This is a genomic window from Dactylosporangium sp. CS-033363, assembly GCF_050942475.1.
Lineage (GTDB): Bacteria > Actinomycetota > Actinomycetes > Mycobacteriales > Micromonosporaceae > Dactylosporangium.
The window spans coordinates 3,583,854-3,602,981 of record NZ_CP192032.1; the positions used below are offsets into that span (position 1 = coordinate 3,583,854).

At 71.3% G+C, this 19,128-nt stretch carries 19 protein-coding genes; 13 read left to right on the forward strand and 6 right to left on the reverse strand.

The window, feature by feature from the left end:
- Positions 1 to 111: 111 nt before the first annotated feature.
- On the reverse strand, positions 112 to 714 hold the full coding sequence (locus ACQPZ4_RS16595; protein WP_433061456.1) for an alpha/beta family hydrolase: 603 nt from the start codon (positions 712 to 714) through the stop codon (positions 112 to 114).
- 161 nt (positions 715 to 875) lie between these two features.
- On the opposite strand from ACQPZ4_RS16595, the gene ACQPZ4_RS16600 reads away from it, so the two are divergent.
- Together ACQPZ4_RS16600 and ACQPZ4_RS16605 are read left to right on the forward strand one after the other, a co-directional pair.
- Positions 876 to 1,280, forward strand: a complete 405-nt coding sequence (locus ACQPZ4_RS16600) for an SAM-dependent methyltransferase (RefSeq protein ID WP_433061459.1) — start codon at positions 876 to 878, stop codon at positions 1,278 to 1,280.
- Between the two features lie 76 nt (positions 1,281 to 1,356).
- Entirely contained in the window at positions 1,357 to 1,731 is a 375-nt protein-coding gene (locus ACQPZ4_RS16605; protein WP_433066543.1) for a response regulator, read from the forward strand.
- 4 nt (positions 1,732 to 1,735) lie between these two features.
- On the opposite strand, the gene ACQPZ4_RS16610 is transcribed toward ACQPZ4_RS16605, so the two are convergent.
- Both ACQPZ4_RS16610 and ACQPZ4_RS16615 read right to left on the reverse strand, forming a co-directional pair.
- Positions 1,736 to 2,071 carry an STAS domain-containing protein gene (locus ACQPZ4_RS16610; protein WP_433061462.1) on the reverse strand — a complete coding sequence of 112 codons (336 nt, stop codon included), beginning with the start codon at positions 2,069 to 2,071 and terminating at the stop codon, positions 1,736 to 1,738.
- A gap of 52 nt (positions 2,072 to 2,123) precedes the next feature.
- The gene (locus ACQPZ4_RS16615; protein WP_433061465.1) at positions 2,124 to 2,555 is read right to left on the reverse strand and encodes a hypothetical protein; all 432 of its coding nucleotides are present in this window, start codon (positions 2,553 to 2,555) and stop codon (positions 2,124 to 2,126) included.
- A 180-nt stretch (positions 2,556 to 2,735) separates the two neighbouring features.
- Between ACQPZ4_RS16615 and ACQPZ4_RS16620 the strand changes: the two genes are divergently transcribed.
- The 6 genes from ACQPZ4_RS16620 to ACQPZ4_RS16645 all read left to right on the forward strand — a co-directional run bounded on the left by ACQPZ4_RS16620 (position 2,736) and on the right by ACQPZ4_RS16645 (position 8,436).
- Positions 2,736 to 4,280: a DUF1996 domain-containing protein gene (locus ACQPZ4_RS16620; RefSeq protein ID WP_433061468.1), complete on the forward strand. Its 1,545-nt coding sequence runs from the start codon at positions 2,736 to 2,738 to the stop codon at positions 4,278 to 4,280.
- Positions 4,281 to 4,379: 99 nt separating this feature from the next.
- Entirely contained in the window at positions 4,380 to 4,922 is a 543-nt protein-coding gene (locus ACQPZ4_RS16625) for a hypothetical protein (RefSeq protein ID WP_433061471.1), read from the forward strand.
- 79 nt (positions 4,923 to 5,001) lie between these two features.
- Positions 5,002 to 6,192, forward strand: a complete 1,191-nt coding sequence (locus ACQPZ4_RS16630; protein WP_433061474.1) for a sensor histidine kinase — start codon at positions 5,002 to 5,004, stop codon at positions 6,190 to 6,192.
- The gene (locus tag ACQPZ4_RS16635; protein WP_433061477.1) at positions 6,189 to 6,836 is read left to right on the forward strand and encodes a LuxR C-terminal-related transcriptional regulator; all 648 of its coding nucleotides are present in this window, start codon (positions 6,189 to 6,191) and stop codon (positions 6,834 to 6,836) included. The genes ACQPZ4_RS16630 and ACQPZ4_RS16635 overlap by 4 nt, the downstream gene beginning before the upstream one ends.
- 37 nt (positions 6,837 to 6,873) lie before the next feature.
- Complete coding sequence (locus ACQPZ4_RS16640) at positions 6,874 to 7,917, forward strand: hypothetical protein (protein ID WP_433061480.1); 1,044 nt, start codon at positions 6,874 to 6,876, stop codon at positions 7,915 to 7,917.
- Between the two features lie 69 nt (positions 7,918 to 7,986).
- Complete coding sequence (locus tag ACQPZ4_RS16645) at positions 7,987 to 8,436, forward strand: GNAT family N-acetyltransferase (RefSeq protein ID WP_433061483.1); 450 nt, start codon at positions 7,987 to 7,989, stop codon at positions 8,434 to 8,436.
- On the opposite strand, the gene ACQPZ4_RS16650 is transcribed toward ACQPZ4_RS16645, so the two are convergent.
- Both ACQPZ4_RS16650 and ACQPZ4_RS16655 read right to left on the reverse strand, forming a co-directional pair.
- Positions 8,423 to 9,481, reverse strand: a complete 1,059-nt coding sequence (locus tag ACQPZ4_RS16650) for a DUF2855 family protein (protein ID WP_433061486.1) — start codon at positions 9,479 to 9,481, stop codon at positions 8,423 to 8,425. The genes ACQPZ4_RS16645 and ACQPZ4_RS16650 overlap by 14 nt on opposite strands.
- A gap of 55 nt (positions 9,482 to 9,536) precedes the next feature.
- The gene (locus tag ACQPZ4_RS16655; protein ID WP_433061489.1) at positions 9,537 to 11,057 is read right to left on the reverse strand and encodes an alkaline phosphatase PhoX; all 1,521 of its coding nucleotides are present in this window, start codon (positions 11,055 to 11,057) and stop codon (positions 9,537 to 9,539) included.
- Positions 11,058 to 11,258: 201 nt separating this feature from the next.
- On the opposite strand from ACQPZ4_RS16655, the gene ACQPZ4_RS16660 reads away from it, so the two are divergent.
- Together ACQPZ4_RS16660 and ACQPZ4_RS16665 are read left to right on the forward strand one after the other, a co-directional pair.
- Complete coding sequence (locus tag ACQPZ4_RS16660; RefSeq protein ID WP_433061492.1) at positions 11,259 to 12,638, forward strand: trypsin-like peptidase domain-containing protein; 1,380 nt, start codon at positions 11,259 to 11,261, stop codon at positions 12,636 to 12,638.
- 147 nt (positions 12,639 to 12,785) lie between these two features.
- The gene (locus tag ACQPZ4_RS16665; RefSeq protein WP_433061495.1) at positions 12,786 to 16,283 is read left to right on the forward strand and encodes an NACHT domain-containing protein; all 3,498 of its coding nucleotides are present in this window, start codon (positions 12,786 to 12,788) and stop codon (positions 16,281 to 16,283) included.
- A gap of 36 nt (positions 16,284 to 16,319) precedes the next feature.
- Here ACQPZ4_RS16665 and ACQPZ4_RS16670 read toward each other — a convergent pair whose 3' ends face one another.
- Positions 16,320 to 16,748, reverse strand: a complete 429-nt coding sequence (locus tag ACQPZ4_RS16670; RefSeq protein ID WP_433061498.1) for a nuclear transport factor 2 family protein — start codon at positions 16,746 to 16,748, stop codon at positions 16,320 to 16,322.
- A gap of 73 nt (positions 16,749 to 16,821) precedes the next feature.
- On the opposite strand from ACQPZ4_RS16670, the gene ACQPZ4_RS16675 reads away from it, so the two are divergent.
- The 3 genes from ACQPZ4_RS16675 to ACQPZ4_RS16685 all read left to right on the forward strand — a co-directional run bounded on the left by ACQPZ4_RS16675 (position 16,822) and on the right by ACQPZ4_RS16685 (position 19,128).
- On the forward strand, positions 16,822 to 17,115 hold the full coding sequence (locus tag ACQPZ4_RS16675) for a hypothetical protein (RefSeq protein ID WP_433061501.1): 294 nt from the start codon (positions 16,822 to 16,824) through the stop codon (positions 17,113 to 17,115).
- A gap of 80 nt (positions 17,116 to 17,195) precedes the next feature.
- Positions 17,196 to 18,482 carry an SLC13 family permease gene (locus tag ACQPZ4_RS16680; protein WP_433061503.1) on the forward strand — a complete coding sequence of 429 codons (1,287 nt, stop codon included), beginning with the start codon at positions 17,196 to 17,198 and terminating at the stop codon, positions 18,480 to 18,482.
- Between the two features lie 163 nt (positions 18,483 to 18,645).
- Positions 18,646 to 19,128: a cation:proton antiporter regulatory subunit gene (locus ACQPZ4_RS16685; RefSeq protein ID WP_433061506.1), complete on the forward strand. Its 483-nt coding sequence runs from the start codon at positions 18,646 to 18,648 to the stop codon at positions 19,126 to 19,128.

Here is a 19,128-nt window from a genome sequence, read left to right on the forward strand (position 1 = left end):
CCGTGGTGGAGCGGCCGCCGTGGTGGAGTGGCCGCCGTGGTGGAGTGGCGGCCGCGGTCGAGAGCGACCGCCGCGGTCGAGTGACGGCCTGGCGTTCCGGTGGACCGCGGCTCAGCGGCCGTCGGCGCGGCGGTGCGTTGTCACGAACTCGGTGACCAGGCGGTTCCACGTCCGGTAGTGCCGCAGCAGGGCGTGGTTCTCGCCGGCCACCAGGACGAACCGGGCACCGTGGTCGGCCGCGAACCGCGCCGTGGCAGCAGGGTCGGTGATGCGGTCGCGGGATCCGTGGGCGAGCACAAGCGGTACAAGCGGATCGGTTGGCAGTTGAACATCATCGGGCTCGATCCACGGTGCGAGACCGAGGACGCCGGCCACCCCCGGCTCTGTGGCCACGTGCAGCGCGACCCGCCCGCCCATCGAATGGCCGATGAGCAGGACCGGCACGCCCGGGTGGCGGCGGGCGGCCTCGGTCAGGGCCCAGCGCGCGTCCGCGACCGGGTGGCGGGCCGGCTCGTTCCAGCCCTTGAAGCGGTAGGCTAGGCGCCAGACCCCGATGCCCGGAGCCGCGGCCGCCCGGGCGAAGGGCAGCATCCGCAGGTCGGCCACGCTGCGCCCGCCCGACGCTGTGCTCCGCGCGCGGCCGCCGGGCAGCAGCAGGACCAGCGCGCTCGGCGCGGCGGGGCCGCGGGCGACCAGGCGGGGCGACGGGCTCATGCCGATCATTCGACACCATGGACCCGGCGGTCCGCTGGGAACCGGGTGCCACTGCCATCCGAAGCCGCCCCGGCGCCGACCATCCGGCCGCCCCGGCGCCGACCGTCCGAAGCCGCCCCGGCGCCGACCATCCGAAGCCGTCCCGGCGCCGAATCACGGGCGTGCTGGACTTCAACGCCGCGCGGCGGCGCCGGATCGACCGCCTGCTCGACGCCGTCGGGGTGGGGCCGGGGACGCGGCTGCTCGAGGTGGGCAGCGACGGCGGCGAGCTCGCCATCCGGGCCGCCCGGCGGGGCGCGATCGTCCACAGTGTCACGTCGTCGGCCGTGCTGCGGGAGGCGGCGGTGCGCAAGGTCGTCGCGGCGGGCATGGCCGGGCGGGTGCACGTGCGGCTCAGCGATCTCGGCGAGATCCGGCGGCCGCTCGGAGGTTTCGACGCCATTGTCGGGGTCGCGCTGCCCAGCGCCGGGACCCTTGCTCGGCTGCTCGCTCCGGGCGGGCGCGCTCGGAGTGCGACGGGGGGAGGTTTGCCGTACAGTTCGGCCCACCCTGCCGACGATCGGTGAAAGGAACCGCCAAGTGCCGACCGCCGACCGCGCCGCCACGATCCTGCTCGTCGAGGACGATCCGGGCGACGAGCTGATGGCCCGCGAGGCGTTCGAGGAAGACTTCCAGGCCAGCGACCTGCACGTGGCGCGGGACGGGCAGGAGGCGCTGGACTTCCTGTACCGGCGGGGGCAGCACGCGGAGGCCCCGCGGCCCGACTTCATCCTGCTCGACCTGAACCTGCCCCGCATCGACGGGCGGCAGGTGCTGCGCCAGGTCAAGTCCGACGCGGCGGTGGCGAGCATCCCGGTCGTCGTGCTGACCACGTCGAGCGCGGTCGAGGACGTCGTGGCCTGCTACGGGGCGCACACCAACGCGTACATCACCAAGCCGTCGGGCTACGACGAGTTCGTCGACGTGGTGCGCCAGATCAACCAGTTCTGGCTGGACACCGCGCGCCTGCCGAGCTGACCGCTCAGCTCTCGATCTCCAGCACCGCGTCCAGGCCGGTCAGGGCGAACACCCGGGCCAGGGTCGTGTCCGGGGCGCGCACCACGAACCGGCGCCCCTCCCGCGCGGCGAGCTTGTGCGCGCGGACCAGCGACGCCACGCCCGACGAGTCGCAGTAGCCCAGGCCGCCGAGGTCGGCCGTGACCACCGCCGCGCCGTCGGAGTACGCCTCGCTGACGGCGGCGCCGAAGCGCTCCGACGACGTGTAGTCCAGGGCGCCCGAAACCTCCAGCACCACGCCCTCCGGGCCGGCGCCGGTCGTGATGTGCAGCCCCGAACCGGAACGCTGGTCATTGTTCATGAGGAGGGCAGCGTAACCCGCCTGGCGCACCGCCGCAGCGCAGGTCGCCAGGTCACGTCTGGGGCAGCGTCTCGCGCTCCGCCAGTTCGACCAGTTCGAGGGAGTCCTCGGGGCCCAGGCGGCGCTCGCAGAGGTACCCGAGCATCGTCCAGGTCGCGTCGGAGACGTCCTGCTGGCCGAAGCCGTCGACGAGCCCCTCCTCGCCCAGCTGGGTGCGCAGCAGCGCCTCGGCCACGGCCGGGTCGATCTCCACGTCCTGCGCCATGGTGGCCACGAAGTCGGCGATCGCCTCCGGCGGGGTGTCCTCGTCGAAGAGGCTGCGCACGGCGAGGCGGATCGCGGCCGCCAGCACCGGTGTGTCGTGCTCGTCCGGCGGCGCCTCGGCCGCCCGCGCCGCCGCGTCCTCGTCGCCCGCCAGCAGCGCGACGAACACGGTCCCGACCCGGGACCGCGGCACGTACCCGTCCTCCCGCTCACTGCCCATCCACCGAGGGTAGCCAAGGAACGCCGATGCGGAGACCCGCGATTTGGTGGGGGGAATCACCGCATGAATGCCCATGGATTGGGACCCATCCTGGGTCTTTGGGCCCAGGATCGGCGCCCCCGCGATCACTACCGTTCGTGGCGAAAACGGTGATCCAAACCCCAAACGGGAGAGAATTCGATGACCCTGTCCCTCCGACGCCAGCCGCGGTCACGGCTGCTGGTGCTGGCCGGCGTCGCGGTCGCGCTGCTCGGGCTGCCCGGCTGGTTCGCCACCGGCCCGCTGCGCTCCGCAAGCGCCGACGCCACGCCCGTGTCCCAGGGCAAGCCGGCCACCGCCTCGTCCAGCGAGGGGCGGGCCTACCCCGCCTCGGCCGCCGTCGACGGCGACACCGGCACCCGCTGGTCCAGCGCGTTCAGCGACCCGCAGTGGCTGCAGGTCGACCTCGGCGCCAACACCTCCATCGGCAAGGTGGTGCTGAACTGGGAGCGGGCCTACGGCAAGGCCTACCAGATCCAGATCTCCTCCGATGCCTCCCAGTGGTCCACGGTGTACTCCACCGAGAACTCCAAGGGCGGCAAGGAGACCCTGAACGTTTCCGGCATGGCCCGGTACGTGCGCCTCTACGGCACCCAGCGCTCCGGCGGCTACGGCTACTCCCTCTGGGAGTTCCAGGTCTTCGGCGCCGCGGGCACCCCGGCCACCGCGACGGTCGGCCCGGTCACCGGCGGCCCGTCGGGCACCGGCCCGGTCCCGACCACCGGTGCCGCCACCCCGACGCCGACCTCCACCGGCACCGGCGGTGGCGGCACCTCCCAGGCCGGCTGGATCGACGCGCCGAACCCGGTGACGAACGTGAAGCCGTCGCACGAGGTGCCCCCGAACAAGGGCGGGTTCCACGAGTTCCAGGCGAACTGCTCGGTCAGCCGCAGCAACCTGCAGGACGACCCGATCGTCTTCCCGGGCCTCGCCGGCGCGTCGCACATGCACACGTTCATGGGCAACACGACCACGAACGCGGCCTCCACGGTCGACTCGCTCTCCAAGGGCCAGACGACCTGCAAGGCCAAGGGCGACCTGTCCGCGTACTGGATGCCGACGCTGTACAACGGCGACGTCGCGGTCAACCCCGAGGGGCTGATGACCATCTACTACAAGACCGGCGTGTACGACTACCGCTCGGTCCGGCCGTTCCCCAAGGGCCTGCGCTTCGTGGTCGGCAACGCCAAGAACACCGACGCCGACAAGTTCCTCGCCGCGACCGAGAAGGGCTTCGAGTGCGGCGACAGCTACGAGAACAAGAACATCCCGCTGAGCTGCCCGACCGAGCGCAGCGTGAAGCTCAACATCCGGTACCAGGCGCCGAGCTGCTGGGACGGCCTGCACCTGGACTCGCCGGACCACCAGTCGCACATGGCGTACCCGATCGACACCCACACGGCGGCCGGCGTGGTCTGCCCCGACGACCACCCGGTGGCGGTGCCGAAGCTCGAGTTCAAGATGGCGTGGCCGGTCAACGGCGACATGTCGAAGGTGCACTTCGCCAGCGGCGCCGGCCCGACGTTCCACTACGACTTCGTCAACGCGTGGGACGACCGGACCCTCAAGGCGATGATCGACGGGTGCATCGTGGCGGCCCGGCAGTGTGACGCCCAGGGCCACGACGGGCGGGACGACCAGCAGCCCGCGCCGTACGTGCTGAACAACAACTACCTGCTCCCGTAAACCCCCTCCGGTAAGAAGCGGCGCCGCCGTCCCGAGTTTGGGGCGGCGGCGCCGTCGTGGCGTATTGTCTGACGCCGGATCGGCGAGCGAGGAGCGCGTGTGCGGCAGTGGATCGGCGTGACGGTGGTGGCCGTCGGCATCGCCGGCGCCGCGATCATCGTGCCGCCCCTGATCCTCCCGGACCACGACTCGGCCTCGGTCACGCCATCGCTCAAGCCGTCGTCCTCGGCGCCGGCGCAACCGCCCGCCAGTGCGTTTCAGCCGGGCGAGAAGCCGATCGCGATCCAGGCCGAGGACCCGGGCAACAAGCTCACCGGCGGGGCCTCCCCGGTGTCGTGCTCGACGTGCCGGGGCGGGAAGCGGGTGCGGTACATGTGCGCGGACTGCACGCTCGTGGTCCGCTTCACGCTGCCGAGCGCCGGTGCACGCACGGTGACCGTGTACTACGAGTCGGACGGCGACCGGTCGCTCAAGGTGCGCGTGAACGGGGGCGCGCCGCGCACGTTCCCGGCCTCCGGGCCGGACTGGACGGTGCCGCAGTCGTTCCGGTTCACCGCCGAGCTGCCGGCCGGGTCCGTGGAGCTGACGCTGTACAACGACTCGGCGCCGGCGCCGGACCTCGACGAAATTGTCGTAGGTTGACTTTAGGATGGGTTCAAATCCCGGTTAAGCGCCGAGCCCCCGATACGGCCGAGAACGTGCGCACAGTAGCGTCGCCTCCGTGGTGAGTACCGACCGTGCGGTCGCCGCAGCCGCGCTGGCCCGCGCGGTGCTCATCGGCCGTGCGGTGGCGACGATCATCGCGGCCGCGGCCGGATTGATGCTGGTCGACGACAAGTGGCGGGTCGCCGAGGTGCTGGCGCTGGTCGCCCTGGGCACGGGCGTCGAGGTCGGCCTGCTCGCCCGCTGGCCGCGCCTGGCCGCGCGCCCGCTGGTGGCGATCGCCGCCGACTCGGTGCTGCTGCTCGGGGTGCTGGCGGTGAGCGGGGGCGACGTCGGGTACTTCGCGTTCGCGGCCGGCGCCGGCGCCCTCGCCGGGGTCGTGCTCGGCCTGCGCGCGGTGCCGGTCTGGATCGTGCAGGCCGCGCTGAGCTTCGCCGTGATCGGCCGCGTCCTGCACCGGCTCGACCCGCCCGCCGAGCTGGCCGCGTTCGTGGTCGCGTTCCCGCTCGCGGGGGCGCTGGCCGGGCTGGGGGCGTCGATCCTGACGTCGGCGCTGGCGCGGTACCTGGAGCTGTCGCGCAGCCTGGTCGCCTCGGCCCAGCGCTCCGCCGCCGCCTCGGAGCGCGCCCGCCTGGCGCGGGAGCTGCACGACTCGGTGAGCAAGACGCTGCGCGGCGTGTCCCTGGCCGCCCTGGCCCTGCCGACCTCGCTGCGCCGCCAGCCCGCCCTGGCCGAGCAGCTCGCCGGTACGGTCGCCGCGGGCGCCACGGCCGCCGCCCGGCAGGCCCGCGAGCTGCTCGAGGAGATGCGGCTGGACGTGCCCGACCGCGACTTCGCCACCAGCCTGCGCGAGCTCTGCGACGCCTGGACCGCGGCCACCGGCGTGCCCGTCCGCACCGTGCTGGAGCATCTCGAGCCGCCGATCACCGTCGGTTACGAGCTGAGCCGCATCGTGCGCGAGGCGCTGGCCAACATCGCCAACCACGCCTACGCCAGGCGCGTCACGGTCCGCCTGGCCCCGACGCGGCGCGGCATCCTGCTGGAGATTTCCGACGACGGCCAGGGTTTCGCGGTACCGCGCGATCTCACCCGCCTGCAGACCGCCGGCCATTTCGGCATCGTGGGCATGACCGAACGCGCGCGGAACGTCGGCGGCGAGCTGCACGTGGACTCGACTCCGGGCGCCGGCACCACGATCACCGTCCGGGTCCCCACGAGCGCGTACGCCGCCGTGGACGGTGCGCCGTGACCGACCTGGTCATCGTCGACGACAACCCGATCGTCCGGGCGGCGCTGCGCGGGATCATCGAGAGCGACGGCGGCATGCGCGTGCTCGCCGAGGCCGCCAACGGTCGCGAGGCCATCGCCGCCGCGCGCCGCTTCCAGCCGACCGTGACCCTGCTCGACCACCGCATGCCGATCGCGGACGGCCTGTCGGTGATCGCGACGATCTCGCAGTACAGCTCGGTGCTGGTCCTGACGAGCGACTCCGACGCCGAGCTCATCGCGGGCATGCTGCACCAGGGCGCCCGCGGCTACCTCGTGCACGGCGAGTTCGACCCGCCGGAGCTGCTGCGCGCGGTCCGCGAGGTGGCCGGCGGGCGCGGCTGGCTCTCCCCGATCGCCGCCTCGGTGGCCGCGTCGATGGTGCGCGACCAGCAGGCCCGGGAGCGGGTACGCCATCAGCAGCGCCTGGCCCGCCGCACGTTCGGCCTCACCGAACGCGAGGAGGACGTGATGCGGCTGCTGTGCGAGGGGCTGTCGAACGCCTCGATCGCGCACCGCCTGCGCCTCACGGAGAAAACCGTCAAGAACCACCTCAACCACGTGTTCGCCAAGCTCCAGGTCCGCAGCCGCACCGAGGCGATCGTCCGCTGGACCTCAGGGGACTAGACCTCGACGCGGGCGCCCTTCATATACGATCGGATCTATGCGTCCGGCAGCGCCCGAGCCCGAGCCCCATCCACAGCCGCCGTTCCCGCCAGGGGCGCCGTTCGCGCCCGGGCCGCCGGAACCGCCCGGGCCGCCGGAACCGCCCGGGCCGCCGGGACCGCCCGGGCCGCCGGGACCGCCGCCGGGGCCGAAGCCGAAGGGGCAGCTCTCCGCGCGGGCCATCGTGCTCATCATCGTCGGGATCGTCGTCGGCCTCGGCGCGCTCAGCTTCGTCCCGTTCTGGCTGACCTTCAACCGCGACCACTCCGCGCCGCGCGCCGCGAAGACCGAGGGCCCGCCGCACAAGGTCACCTACTGGTACGCGTCCAGCGGCGGGAACATCAACAGCGATCAGCAGATGACGTACACCGCCGGCGCCGGGACCAGGACCGAGTCCTTCCCGACGATCGTGCCGTCGTGGCGGGCCGACGTCGAGGTGCCGGCCGGGACCGGGTACATCCAGCTGCAGCTGTCGGTGAAGGGCGCGACGCCGAACACGTACCGGCTGCGGTGCGGGATCGACGTGGACGGGCGGGCGGCGTACGCCGGCGTCGGGGCGTACGGGATCTGCGGCACCACCCTGACGCTGCCGCTCAAGTCGCCCGGCGGTGCGCCGTCCGCCCCGGTGATCCAGACCGAGTCGTCGGCCCCGCCGCCGCAATCGCTGGCGCCCGGGTGCCGGTTCCTGGAGGTCGGCGAGCTGATCCAGGCCCTCAACGCCGAGTTCGGCCAGGTGATGCTGGTCGGCACCGGCAAGGCCGACGACAACTCGTGCACCTACGTGATCTCCGAGTACACCGGCGGCACGGGCAGCGTCACGCTCGCGTGGAAGCCGGGCGGGAAGGACCAGCCGTACCCCGGGGCCACGCGGCTGGCCGGCGTCGACGGGGCCTGGCACGCGGACCTCGGCCAGTTCGGCAAGGTGCTGGTCAACGTCCCGGCCGGGCAGCTGTCGATCGACTTCGCCTCGCAGATGATGATCGGCCACCAGGCCGCCGTCGCCACCCAGATCGTCAAGATCGCAACCCCTCGCTTGAAATAGTCCATATACGAAATGTCCGAAATGTCGCGGCGCGCCAGCGCCCGACATTTCGTGACTAGGCTGACCCGCGTGACGGAGATCGAGATCGGCGGCCTGGAAGACGGCGACCGCCCCGCGTGGCAGGAGCTGTTCCGCGGCTACAACGCCTTCTACGGCCGGGAATGGCCCGAGGAGCGGTACGAGCAGGCCTGGCACCGGTTCCGCCAGGACGACCGCATCCACGCCCTCGTCGCGCGCCTCGAGGGGAAGGCGGTCGGGCTCACGCACTTCATGTTCCACCCCAGCACCACGGGCGGCGACGTGTGCTACCTGCAGGACCTCTTCACCGACGCCGAGCTGCGCGGCCGAGGTGTCGCCCGCGCGCTCATCGCCGCCGTCGCCGAGGTCGCCCGGAACCAGGGCTGCGAGCGCGTCTACTGGCACACCCGCGAGGACAACGCGACCGCGCGCCGGCTCTACGACAAGGTGGCGGAGAACCGGGGCTTCATCCAGTACGTCGTGCCGCTCACACCTGGATGACGTGCCCGACCTTCGGCGGGGTGCGGCCCGCGGCCACCTCCAGCCAAGCATCGCGCAAGCCGGACGGGCCGTGCCCCAGGCGCACATCCACCCACGACGCGACGACCGCGGCGAAGCGTTCCCAGGCGGCCGCGAACCGCGCGTCCAGGCCCTCGCGGCCCCAGTCGGCCGAGCGCTTGCGCATCTGGGTCGGGGCGAAGAACACCTCGCCGGCCGCCATGGCGTTGGGGGACTGGGTCGTCAGGCCGACCGCGATGTCGCGCACCAGCCGGTCGCCGAGCTGCTCCCGCAGCGCCGCCCGCGTCGGGGCAGAACCTGAAAGATCCAGATACGCCGACGGTACCGCCTGCAGGTCCCGAATCCCGTCATAGGCCACAACCTCGTCGTAGCAGCCCAGCGACTCCGTGAAGGCCACGTTGCCCGGCGAGGTCAGGCCGACCACCCGCGGGCCGTGGCCGCGCAGCTCGAAGGCGGCGGCGTACGCGGTCTTGCTCGACGCCGAGGACAGCACCACCTGCTCCGCCCCGTAGGAGTCCTGGTCGAGCACCTGGTCGGCGAGCATGAACGAGGTGAAGAACAGCGGCCGGTACAGCACGAGCAGGTCCTCATGTTCCGCCCGCCAGACGGGGTCGCCGGTGGTGAGCCGGTACGCGTTGTACGGCGACGGCAGTCCGGCCCGGTGCGGGCTCTCGTCGCGGAACCCGGTCTCGTCGATCCGGCCCGGCCGCACGACCAGGTGCCCGGCGGGCGGCAGGTAGCCGTAGACGCGTCCGCCCACTGGCACATGCGGTACACGAGAAGCAACGATCTCGGCGAAACCCCACAGCGGCACGAGGCCCCACCGCGGCTCCAGGCCGAACGCGGCGGGCGGGAAGAACTGCCAGTAGCGCATGGCGTCGCCCAGGACCGCGTAGGTCACGTTGTTGGCCGTCACGCCGACCCGGTCGACGCGCAGCACGGCCTCGCCGTCACCCGCCTGCGCAGGCGCGGCCTCGACAATCGTCGTGGCGGTGAAGTCCTGCCGGTCGACCCCGAAAGCGAACATGGCCGCCATTGTGCCGTGGCGGGCACAACGACGGCCATGGGCGAAATCGCCAGGACTAGCCGAGGTACTTCTCCCACGGGCCGGTGATCGCGAGCGTGACGCCCGGCGCCTGGATGTTGACGAACAGGACGCGGCCGTCGGGGGAGAACGTCGGGCCGGTGAACTCCGAGTACGTCGAGGCGCCGTTGGAGGTGCCGTTGACGATCATGTTGCGGGCGATCGCGTAGGTCGGGCCGCCCGGCACCGAGCTCAGCACGTGCGACGCCTTGACGCCGTCCTCGGCCAGCACCAGGGTGCCCCACGGGGTCACGGTGACGTTGTCCGGGCCGTCGAAGACCATGTCGGCGTACTTCGGGAAGGCGCCCTCGCCCTCGGACTCCGGGTTGTGCGGGAAGTACGTCACGAGGGTGATGGTCTGGTCCTCGTAGTCGTAGAACCACACCATGCCGTCGTGCTTGGTCGCGCCGGCCGGCAGGTCGCTGGCGCCGAAGGCGAAGCTGTTGACGATGTAGCAGCCCTTGGAGGTGCTCCAGACGCCCTCGAACTTCTTGCCGCGGGTCACCTGCGCGTCGGTGAACTGGGTGCGGATCGTCTTGGTGCGGGCGTCGCGGTCCGGCACCTCGATCCAGCTGACCTTGAACGGGCGGCCGAGCTGGGCGGAGGTCAGGAACGCCACGTCGGGCAGGATGCTGCCGTCGTCGAGGCGGATCTGCATCGCCTCGAGCTTGCCCGCGGTGTCGCTGAGCTGGTTGGCCAGGCCCTGGCGCAGGCGGGTGCCGTTGGGGGCGGTCCAGCGGTAGAACAGGCCGTTGGGGCCGGAGGAGTCCTCGGAGAGGTACACGTGCTTGAGGTTCGGCTCGACCGCGAGGGCCTCGTGCTCGAACCGGCCGAACGCCTTGATCGGCTTGGGCAGCTGGTGCTTCGAGTCGGTGGTGAGCACCTCGAAGACGTAGCCGTGGTCCTTCTGGTAGGTGCCGGTGTGCCCGGCCGCCGTCCAGGTGGTCCCGGCGTTGATGAACGTCTCCTCGCAGGTCAGCCAGGTGCCCCACGGGGTCACGCCGCCGGCGCAGTTGCGCACGGTGCCGGAGATGCCGACCCACTCGCTCTTCTTGCGCCCGTCGCGGTCGGTGGTGATGACCGTGCAGCCGCTGGCGTTCTCCGCACCCGGGTCGTAGACGGTGCCCTCGATGTGCGGCACGCCGTACGTCGACATGTACGGGGTCATCTCGTGGTTCTGGATGATGGTCAGGCCGTTGCGGTCGGAGCCGACCACGCCGGTGCCATCGTGGTACGCGGGAGTCTTGCCCTGCCCGCCGGCCATGTCGGTCTCACCCTCGCGGGTGACGATCTTGTACGAGAAGCCCGCGGGGAGCGCGAGGATGCCGTTGGGGTCGTCCTGCAGCGGCGGGAAGGGGCGGCCGTTGCCACCGTGGCCGTTGTCGTGGCCGGGGCGGTAGTCGTCCTGCCCGTGGGAGGCGGCCGCCGGCTCAGCCAGGGTCGGGAGCGCACCCGCGACGGTCAGACCGACACCCGCGGCAGCCGTTCCGGACAGCACTTGACGACGAGAAATGGTCATGGTGGCACTCTGCTACGCCACGGCCGAATGCAGAGGCGTCGACGACTATCGCATTGATGACCGTGCGATGAACGGCGGATGAATCCGCAGGTAGGTAAGCCTAACCAACTAGCTTGAACCTTTTACGGAACGTATCGAACCGTTCACCCGTCGGCGCCGTAGTCCCGGATAGATGGCCGACTCCGGGCGGTGGTGGAACGCATGTCAGCAGCGCGTTACGCGCAGGGTGTCGCGGTCGCCCGCGACGCCGACACACCCGTGACGGCGGTGCCGGTGACCGCCATCGCCGACTCCGGGCGCTGGACCGGGTGGGGTGACGGGCCGGTGCCGCCGCCCCGCCCGCCGGAGTGGTCCCGCCCGTCGGAGTGGGGCGGCCCCGACTGGGGACCCCCGCCGCCGCGCCTTTTGGAGCGACCGGTCCCGTCGCACCGCGGCCGGTCGGTGCTGAAGTGGACCGTCGGCGTGATCATGCTCGTCGGTCTCGCCGCCATGGTCAGCGTCGCCGGGCTGGTGGCAACGTTGCAGGCGCGCTCGGACTCCCCGAAGCCGCGCCCGACGCCCACCGCCGTGCGGCCCGGCGCGGCGGCCCCCGCCACGCCCGGCGACGCGCTTTCGGATCAGCCTTCCGCGCCGGTTCCAAGCGCGGCGACGGTACCGCCTGACACGGCCACCATCGCCGCCGCCGTCAACAAGAGCGTCGTGAACATCACCAGCACCCTGGGCCTGCGCAACGCCCGCGCCGCGGGGACCGGCGTCATCCTCTCCTCGACGGGCCTGGTGCTCACCAACAACCACGTGATCGCGGGCGCCACGGCCATCAGCGGCGTCACCGTGGCCAACGGGCGCACGTTCGCGGCGACGGTGGTGGGATTCGACCGTACCCACGACATCGCCGTCATCCAGCTCACCAACGCCACCGGCCTGACCCGCCTCGGCGTCGCCGACTCGGCCAAGGTCCAGGTCGGCGACCCGATCGTCGCCGTGGGCAACGCGGGCGGCCAGGGCGGCACCCCGGAGGCGGTCGCGGGCTCGGTCACCGGCCTCAACAAGACCATCACCGCCCAGGACCCGGAGGGCGAGGGCTCCCGGAGGCTGACCGGCCTCATCCAGGTCGCCGCCGAGATCAAGCCCGGCGACTCGGGCGGCCCGCTGGTCGACCGCAACGGCCGGCTCATCGGCATCAACACCGCCGCGTCCACCGACACCGGCGCCGGCATCGGCTTCGCCATCCCGAGCAACGCCGCCCTCGCCATCGCCCAGCGCATCGAGAACGGCGAGTCCTCCGACACCGTCCACATCGGACCGACGGCCCTGCTCGGCGTCTCCACCAAGGACGCCGACGGCCGCGCGGGCGGCGCCGCCGTCACGGGCGTCCTCGCCGACGGCCCGGCCGACCGCGCCGGCATCGGCGCCGGCGACGTCATCCGCACCTTCGACGGCCGCGACGTCCAGGACGCCGCCGCCCTGACCGGCCTGATCGACACCCACCAGCCCGGCGACACCGTCCGCGTGACCTGGATCGACCAGGGCGGCCGCACCCGGGCCGCCAACGTCCGCCTCGCCACCGGCCCGGCCGGCTGAGCCGCTCGAATGGGTGAGTCGTGCAGCAACGCATCGCGGGAATCCTGGCGCCCGGGGCATACGCTCGGCTGACTTGAGGCGGGCGTTGTCTGGGAGGTCTCCGTGAGTCGTCACGCACCGTTGACGTTCCGGGGTGCGTTGCAGGTCATGGACAGGTACGAGCATCCGGTGGTGGATCGCCTCGACACGATTTTCGGCTCGCTGATTCTCGGCGCGGGTGTGGTCGCCGGGGTGGCCGCGGTCGCCGGGGCACCGGCCGCTGTCCCGCTGGCCGCGATGGCCGCGCTCTGGGGATGGGTGGACCAGAAGCACGAGGCGATGGATCTGTTGCGCAAGTTGCTCGACCGCAGCGCGCACCGGCTGCGCAAGACACCGGGCGCCGAGCACCACGACCTGGTCAACGCCGCGCACACGGTCATCGTCGCGGCCGCGTTCTTCGACGTGCTCGGCGAGCATTTGCAACAGACCGGCGATCACCGGCGCCGGCTTCGCGCGGTGGAACGGGACGAGCTGCTCGCGGGGAGAGTCATCGACGACGGCACGGACTTTGTGAACGCGCTGCGACAGGCCGAGATCCCGGCGCCATCGGCCGCCTGCGGCTTCGAGGAGAACGTCGGACGCATCGAGGACTGGTTCCATGACCGACTCGACACGGTGGCACTCCACCGGCTGGACAACGTCGCGCAGGCCGGTGTCGTCGAGGCGATGACCGGCCGGTACCGCACGTACTACCTGCGGCTCGCCGGGCAGGTGCCCGAGTTTCTCATCTGGGCGAGCCTCGGCGAGCACGCCGCCACGCGCACAGAGATCGAGCATGTGCACCACGACCTCGCCGCGGCCATGCGGCGACAGGGCGGGGCCCTGTCCCGCATCGAGCGGCTCATGCTGCTGTCCGCGACGGATCACCCGAACGACCTGTGCGCCCGGCTGCACGATGCCAACGTCGCGGTGCTCGGCGAGCCGGTAGTTCCGCGCGACGCGGCCCACCTCTACGGCGATCTGCGGTTCCCGAGCGTTGACGAGGGCTATGTCGAGCCCCAGTACCGCGTCGCCCCCGCCGGTCCCTCCGCCCGTCCCGCCGATGACGCCTGGTGGCAGAAGCGCGCCGTCCGCGACTCCGTCGATCTGATGCTCGCCGCCCATCTCGCCGCCGCCGCGGCGTTCACCCGTCCGCTGCTGGTACTCGGCGAGCCGGGAGTCGGCAAGTCGCTGCTGACGAAGATCCTCGCCGCCCGCCTGCCGGCGGCCACCCACACGGTTGTGCGGGTGCCGCTGCGCCGGGTCAATGCCAACGCGCGCGTGTTCGAGCAGGTCCAGGAGGCGCTCGACGAGCTGACGAACCGGCGCGTCGACTGGCCGCAGCTCGCGGAGCAGACCGGCGCACGCATCCGCGTCGTACTCCTCGACGGCCTGGACGAGCTGCTGCAGGCCACCTCGCTCGATCGCGGCGACTACCTGCACCGTGTGGTGGAGTTTCAGGAGCGTGAAGCGGCGCAGGGCAGCCCGGTGATCGTGGCGGTCACCTCGAGGACCATGGTGGCCGACCGGGTCGACGTCCCGGAGGGCACCACCGTCGTGCGCATCGAGGAGTTCGACGACAGCCGCATCGATGCCTGGCTCGACGTCTGGCGCCGTACCAACCTCTCCGCCGTACGTGCCCGCCGTGCGCGCGACGTCAGCCGGGACGCCATCGACGCCCAGCGGAAGCTGGCCGGTCAGCCGTTGCTGCTGATGATGCTGGCCGTCCACCTTGCGGATCCGGACAGCCCGGAGATGACGGCAGACCTCTCCACCGCCGGCCTGTACCGGCGTTTGCTGGTCGGCTTCGCCCGGCGCGAGGTCCTCAAGGCGACGTCCGGGTCTCTCGATGCGAGCGCCCTGGACCGCGGTGTGCGCGATCACGTGCGCCGGCTGGCCGTCGCGGCCTTCGGCATGTTCAACCGGGGCCGGCAGGACATCGCCGAGACGGAACTGGCGAACGACCTTGCCTCGCTGTCGGTGTCCGCCCGCGACGCCGAGCGATCCGGCCGTGCCGTCCTGGGCGAGTTCTTCTTCGTGCACGCCTCGCAGGCTCGCGGCTCCGCTCCGGGAGACGTCCACCGCCGATACGAGTTCCTGCACGCCACCTTCGGCGAGTACCTTGTGGCCGCCGAGGCCGTCGAGACGCTTCGCCGCCTCGCTCGCGACGCCGACGAGTCGTATGGCGACGACGTCAACGACGGCCGTCTCCGGGCCCTGCTTTCGCACCAGCCGCTGTCCACGCGCCGGGCCACCCTGACGTTCGCCGCCGAGATGATCGCCGAGATTCCGGCCGACGAACGCGAGCGGCTCGCGGTGACCCTGGAGCGGCTGGTGCGGGCCGTCCGGCAGCCGCGCTACCCGGGCAACCTGGACTCGTACCGGCCCACGCCGCCGGACCTTCTCCGGGCATTCGCCGCGTACTCGGCGAATCTCGTCCTGCTCCGGCTCCTGCTTGTCCCGGAACCCGGACGGCTGCCGTTGCCGAGCCTTTTCGACGACGATTGGCATGGGCAATGGCGGTCCATGGTGACCGGCTGGCAGGCCGGTCTCGACGCCGAGAGTTTGCGCACGATCCTGATGGCCCTGACGCGCAAAGACGACGGGATATGGCTGAGCGAACACCTCTTCTTCTCGTCTGAGGCCGCGTACGCCCGGCTCGTCGCGGACCGCAATTTGGAGACCTGGCTTCGCTATGGCATGGCTTCCGATGACGGGCTGCACTACTGGTATCCCGGCGACGATTGGCACGTCGCCATGCTCGCGTGCCTCCGGGCGGCGGTTGCCCCGGGCGATGCGAGCCGGAACCTGCTGCTGCTCTCGCCACCGCCCGGAGCCGCTGCGGAGGAGGTTCGGAACGTCGCGGCCGCGGCTTCACAGCTGTTGAAGCTGAGGGCCCATCAGATGAGGGGCGCTGTCATTGACGGCGTGGTCGCGTGGTACCTGACGCTCCCGGATGTGGTGGGATCCGACCCGGCCGGACTGGCGTCGGCCGTCGCGGCCCACCCGGAGCTGCTGAACAGGTTCGGGATCTTGCGGGATCCGGCCACCTATGGTGACGCGCCGAGCGTGTTGCCCATCCTGGCCACCGCGGAGCACGACCATCGGGGCCCGTTGTTCGATCAGCTCGTCCACACGCTGAACGTGCGTCGTGCACGTGAGGGGATCCATGAGAACGGCGCCACTTCCGCTGGTGCGCTGCCCGACGCCTACCGCTTGCATTCGGGTGGGATCAACAACATGTTCGTCGATGTCGCGGGAGCTGCCGTGGACCACGCGGCCCGAGCCGTCGTCGAAGGACTGGGCACGGCGGCATGGGCCGAGGTCCGCGATCGCACGGCGACCTTCCTCGCCCGGGGCGACGCCGAGTGCATGGGCGGTCACAGGAAGCGGCTGGAGCGGACGCGGGATGCAATACGGCTCGGATCCGCCGACGTCGACGACGAGGTGTCACAGTGGCGGAGCCGTTTTCAGGATGTACTGCACGACCATCCGGAACGGGCCCGCGAGGTTGCCGTCCTGACCCATGACCTGCGCGGTTTCTCCGGAGAGCCTGCGGCCCGCGAGGCCGACCGTTCCCTGACGCCGCGCCCGGTCCTGGTGATGGACGGACTCATGGCCAGCTGAGGCTCGGGGTCCCGGACACGTGGGCGGCCGTCCTGCTCAGGGCGTGCGGGGGCCGAAGATGCGGCGCTCGTGTTCCAGGATGGGGACGTCGTTGATGCTGGCCTCGCGGCGGGCCATCAGGCCGTCGCCGTCGAACTCCCACAGTTCGTTGCCGTAGCTGCGGTACCAGTGCCCGGTCGGGTCGTGGCACTCGTACTGGAAGTGTACGGCGATGCGGTTGTCGTGGTACGTCCACAGCTCCTTGCGCAGCGCGTAGTCCAGCTCCCGCTCCCACTTGCGGGTCAGGAACGCCACGATCTCGGGGCGGCCGGTGAAGAACTCGTCGCGGTTGCGCCAGACCGAGTCCTCGGTGTAGGCGAGCGCGACCTTCTGCGGGTCGCGGGTGTTCCAGGCGTCCTCGGCCGCCTGCACCTTGGCGCGGGCGGTCTCGAGGGTGAACGGCGGCAGCGGCGGCCTGGGTGTCATGCGCGCGCGACTACCCCGTTGCCGGCGGCTCAAACGTCCATTGTGGACTGAAGGCGCCTGGTAAGGTAAGGCTATGCGAATGCGCGCGACCGCCGTCAGCCTTGCGCTGTCGGTCTGCGCGCTGCTGCTCGGGCTCACCATGGCCCACCATGCGGTGCCGGGCGACACGTTCCAGGTGCTGCGCGCCGCGCACGCTCAGACCGTTGCCGGGGCCGAAGTCCGCGACACCGCGGCCGAGTCACCCGTGGCGGGCGAGGGCGGCGACGAGCCGCGCTTTGCCGACGGTACACCGGAATCGGAACCCGGCCCGACCCACTCCGGGTGGTCCGTCGAGACCGCCGGCTGCCGGGGCCCGCCCAACTCCTGAAGGCACTCCAGCACCGCCCAGCCGTGGCCCCCTCGGGGTCGACGGCCGATTCCCGTTTGCCTTCAGGAGGTACATCCCATATGAGTGCTGTCCTGGCGATCGCGATCTTCACCGTCGCGTTCGTCCTCATCGCCACCGAAAAGGTGCACCGGGTCGCCGTCGCGCTCGGTGCGGCCGGGGCCATGGCGCTGCTCGGCCTGGTCCCGGGGCACGACGTGTTCTTCTCCGAGCACGCCGGCATCGACTGGAACGTCATCTTCCTGCTGCTCGGCATGATGATCATCGTCGGCGTCATCAAGCAGACCGGGCTGTTCGAGTTCCTGGCCATCTGGGCGGCGAAACGCTCGCGCGGAAGGCCGTACAAGCTGCTCGTGATGCTCATGGTCATCACCGCGGTGGCCTCGCCGTTCCTGGACAACGTCACGACCATCATGCTGGTGGCGCCGGTGACCGTGCTGGTCTGCCGCAAGCTGGGCATCCCGGCCGCGCCGTACCTGATCGCGGAGGCGCTCGCGTCGAACATCGGCGGCGCGGCGACGCTCATCGGCGACCCGCCGAACATCATCATCGGCAGCCGGGCGGGCCTGTCGTTCAACGACTTCGTCGTGCACATGGGGCCGATCGTGGCCCTGCTGTTCGTGCTGTTCGTCCTGCTCTCGTGGGTGATGTTCCGCAAGCGCTTCGAGTTCCACCCCGAGCGCGTCGCCGAGATCATGGAGCTCGACGAGAAGGCGGCCATCACCGACCGGAAGCTGCTCGTCCGCTGCATGGTCGTGCTCGGCCTGGTGGTGTCCGGGTTCGCGCTGCACACCGTCATCCACGTCGACCCGGCGATCGTCGCGCTGCTCGGGGCCGGGCTCATGGTGCTCGTCTCGCGGGTGGAGACCGAGAAGTACCTCGCCGAGGTCGAGTGGTCCACGCTGGTGTTCTTCATGGGCCTGTTCGTGATGGTCGGCGGCCTCGTGGAGACCGGCGTCATCCACCGCATCGGCGGCTGGGTGGTCGGCCAGGTCGGCGACGACTACTTCCTGGCCGCGACCGGGCTGCTGTTCGGCTCGGCCGTGCTCGGCGCGTTCTTCGACAACATCCCGTACGTGGCCACCATGGCCCCGATCGTCGAGGACATGGTCGTCACCACCCCGGACCCGGAGACCGGCCGGTCGCTCTGGTGGGCCTTCGCGCTCGGGGCGGATTTCGGCGGCAACGGTACGGCGGTCGCGGCGAGCGCCAACGTGGTCGTCCTCGGCATCGCGGCGAAGTCGGGCGAGCCGATCAGCTTCTGGCAGTTCACGCGGTACGGCATCGTCACCACCGCGTTCACGACGGTCATCGCGTGGGGGTATGTCTGGCTGCGGTACTTCTCGTAGAAAAGCGTCCATCGGCACTGGATGGTTCCGGGCAAATCGTCACAGGACTGTCATAGCGCCGCGGACGTTCGGTCATATCGATTCGTCAGATTGGCTGCGGCACCACGCGGGCGGGCACCGGGGAGACCGGCGTCCCGCCCGCGTTCATGGAGGGAGCACACACGTGGACGTCGAACGCACCGCACTGCCCGGCATCGGTCTGCGGCACGAGTTCAAGACCGCCAAGGGGCAGAGCGCCGCGGTCGTGTCGCACGTGTCGGGGCGGCGGGACATCGTGCTGTACAGCAGCGAGGACCCCGACACCGTGCTGGCCACCCTCTCGCTGAACACCGACGAGGCCAACGGCGTCGCCGAGCTGCTCGGCACGGCCCGCATCGTCGAGCGCCTGGCCGACCTGCAGCGCCAGGTCACCGGGCTCAAGACGGTCCAGGTGCCGATCACCGCCGGCTCGCCGTACGACGGGCGGGACCTCGGCGCGACGCAGGCCCGTACCAGAACGGGCGCCTCGATCGTGGCCGTGATCCGCTCCGGGCAGATCCTCGCCAGCCCGCGCCCCGACTTCACGTTCTTCCCCGGCGACCTCGTCGTCGTCGTGGGCACGGCCGAGGGCACCGCCGCGGTCACCGACATCCTCGCCAACGGCTGA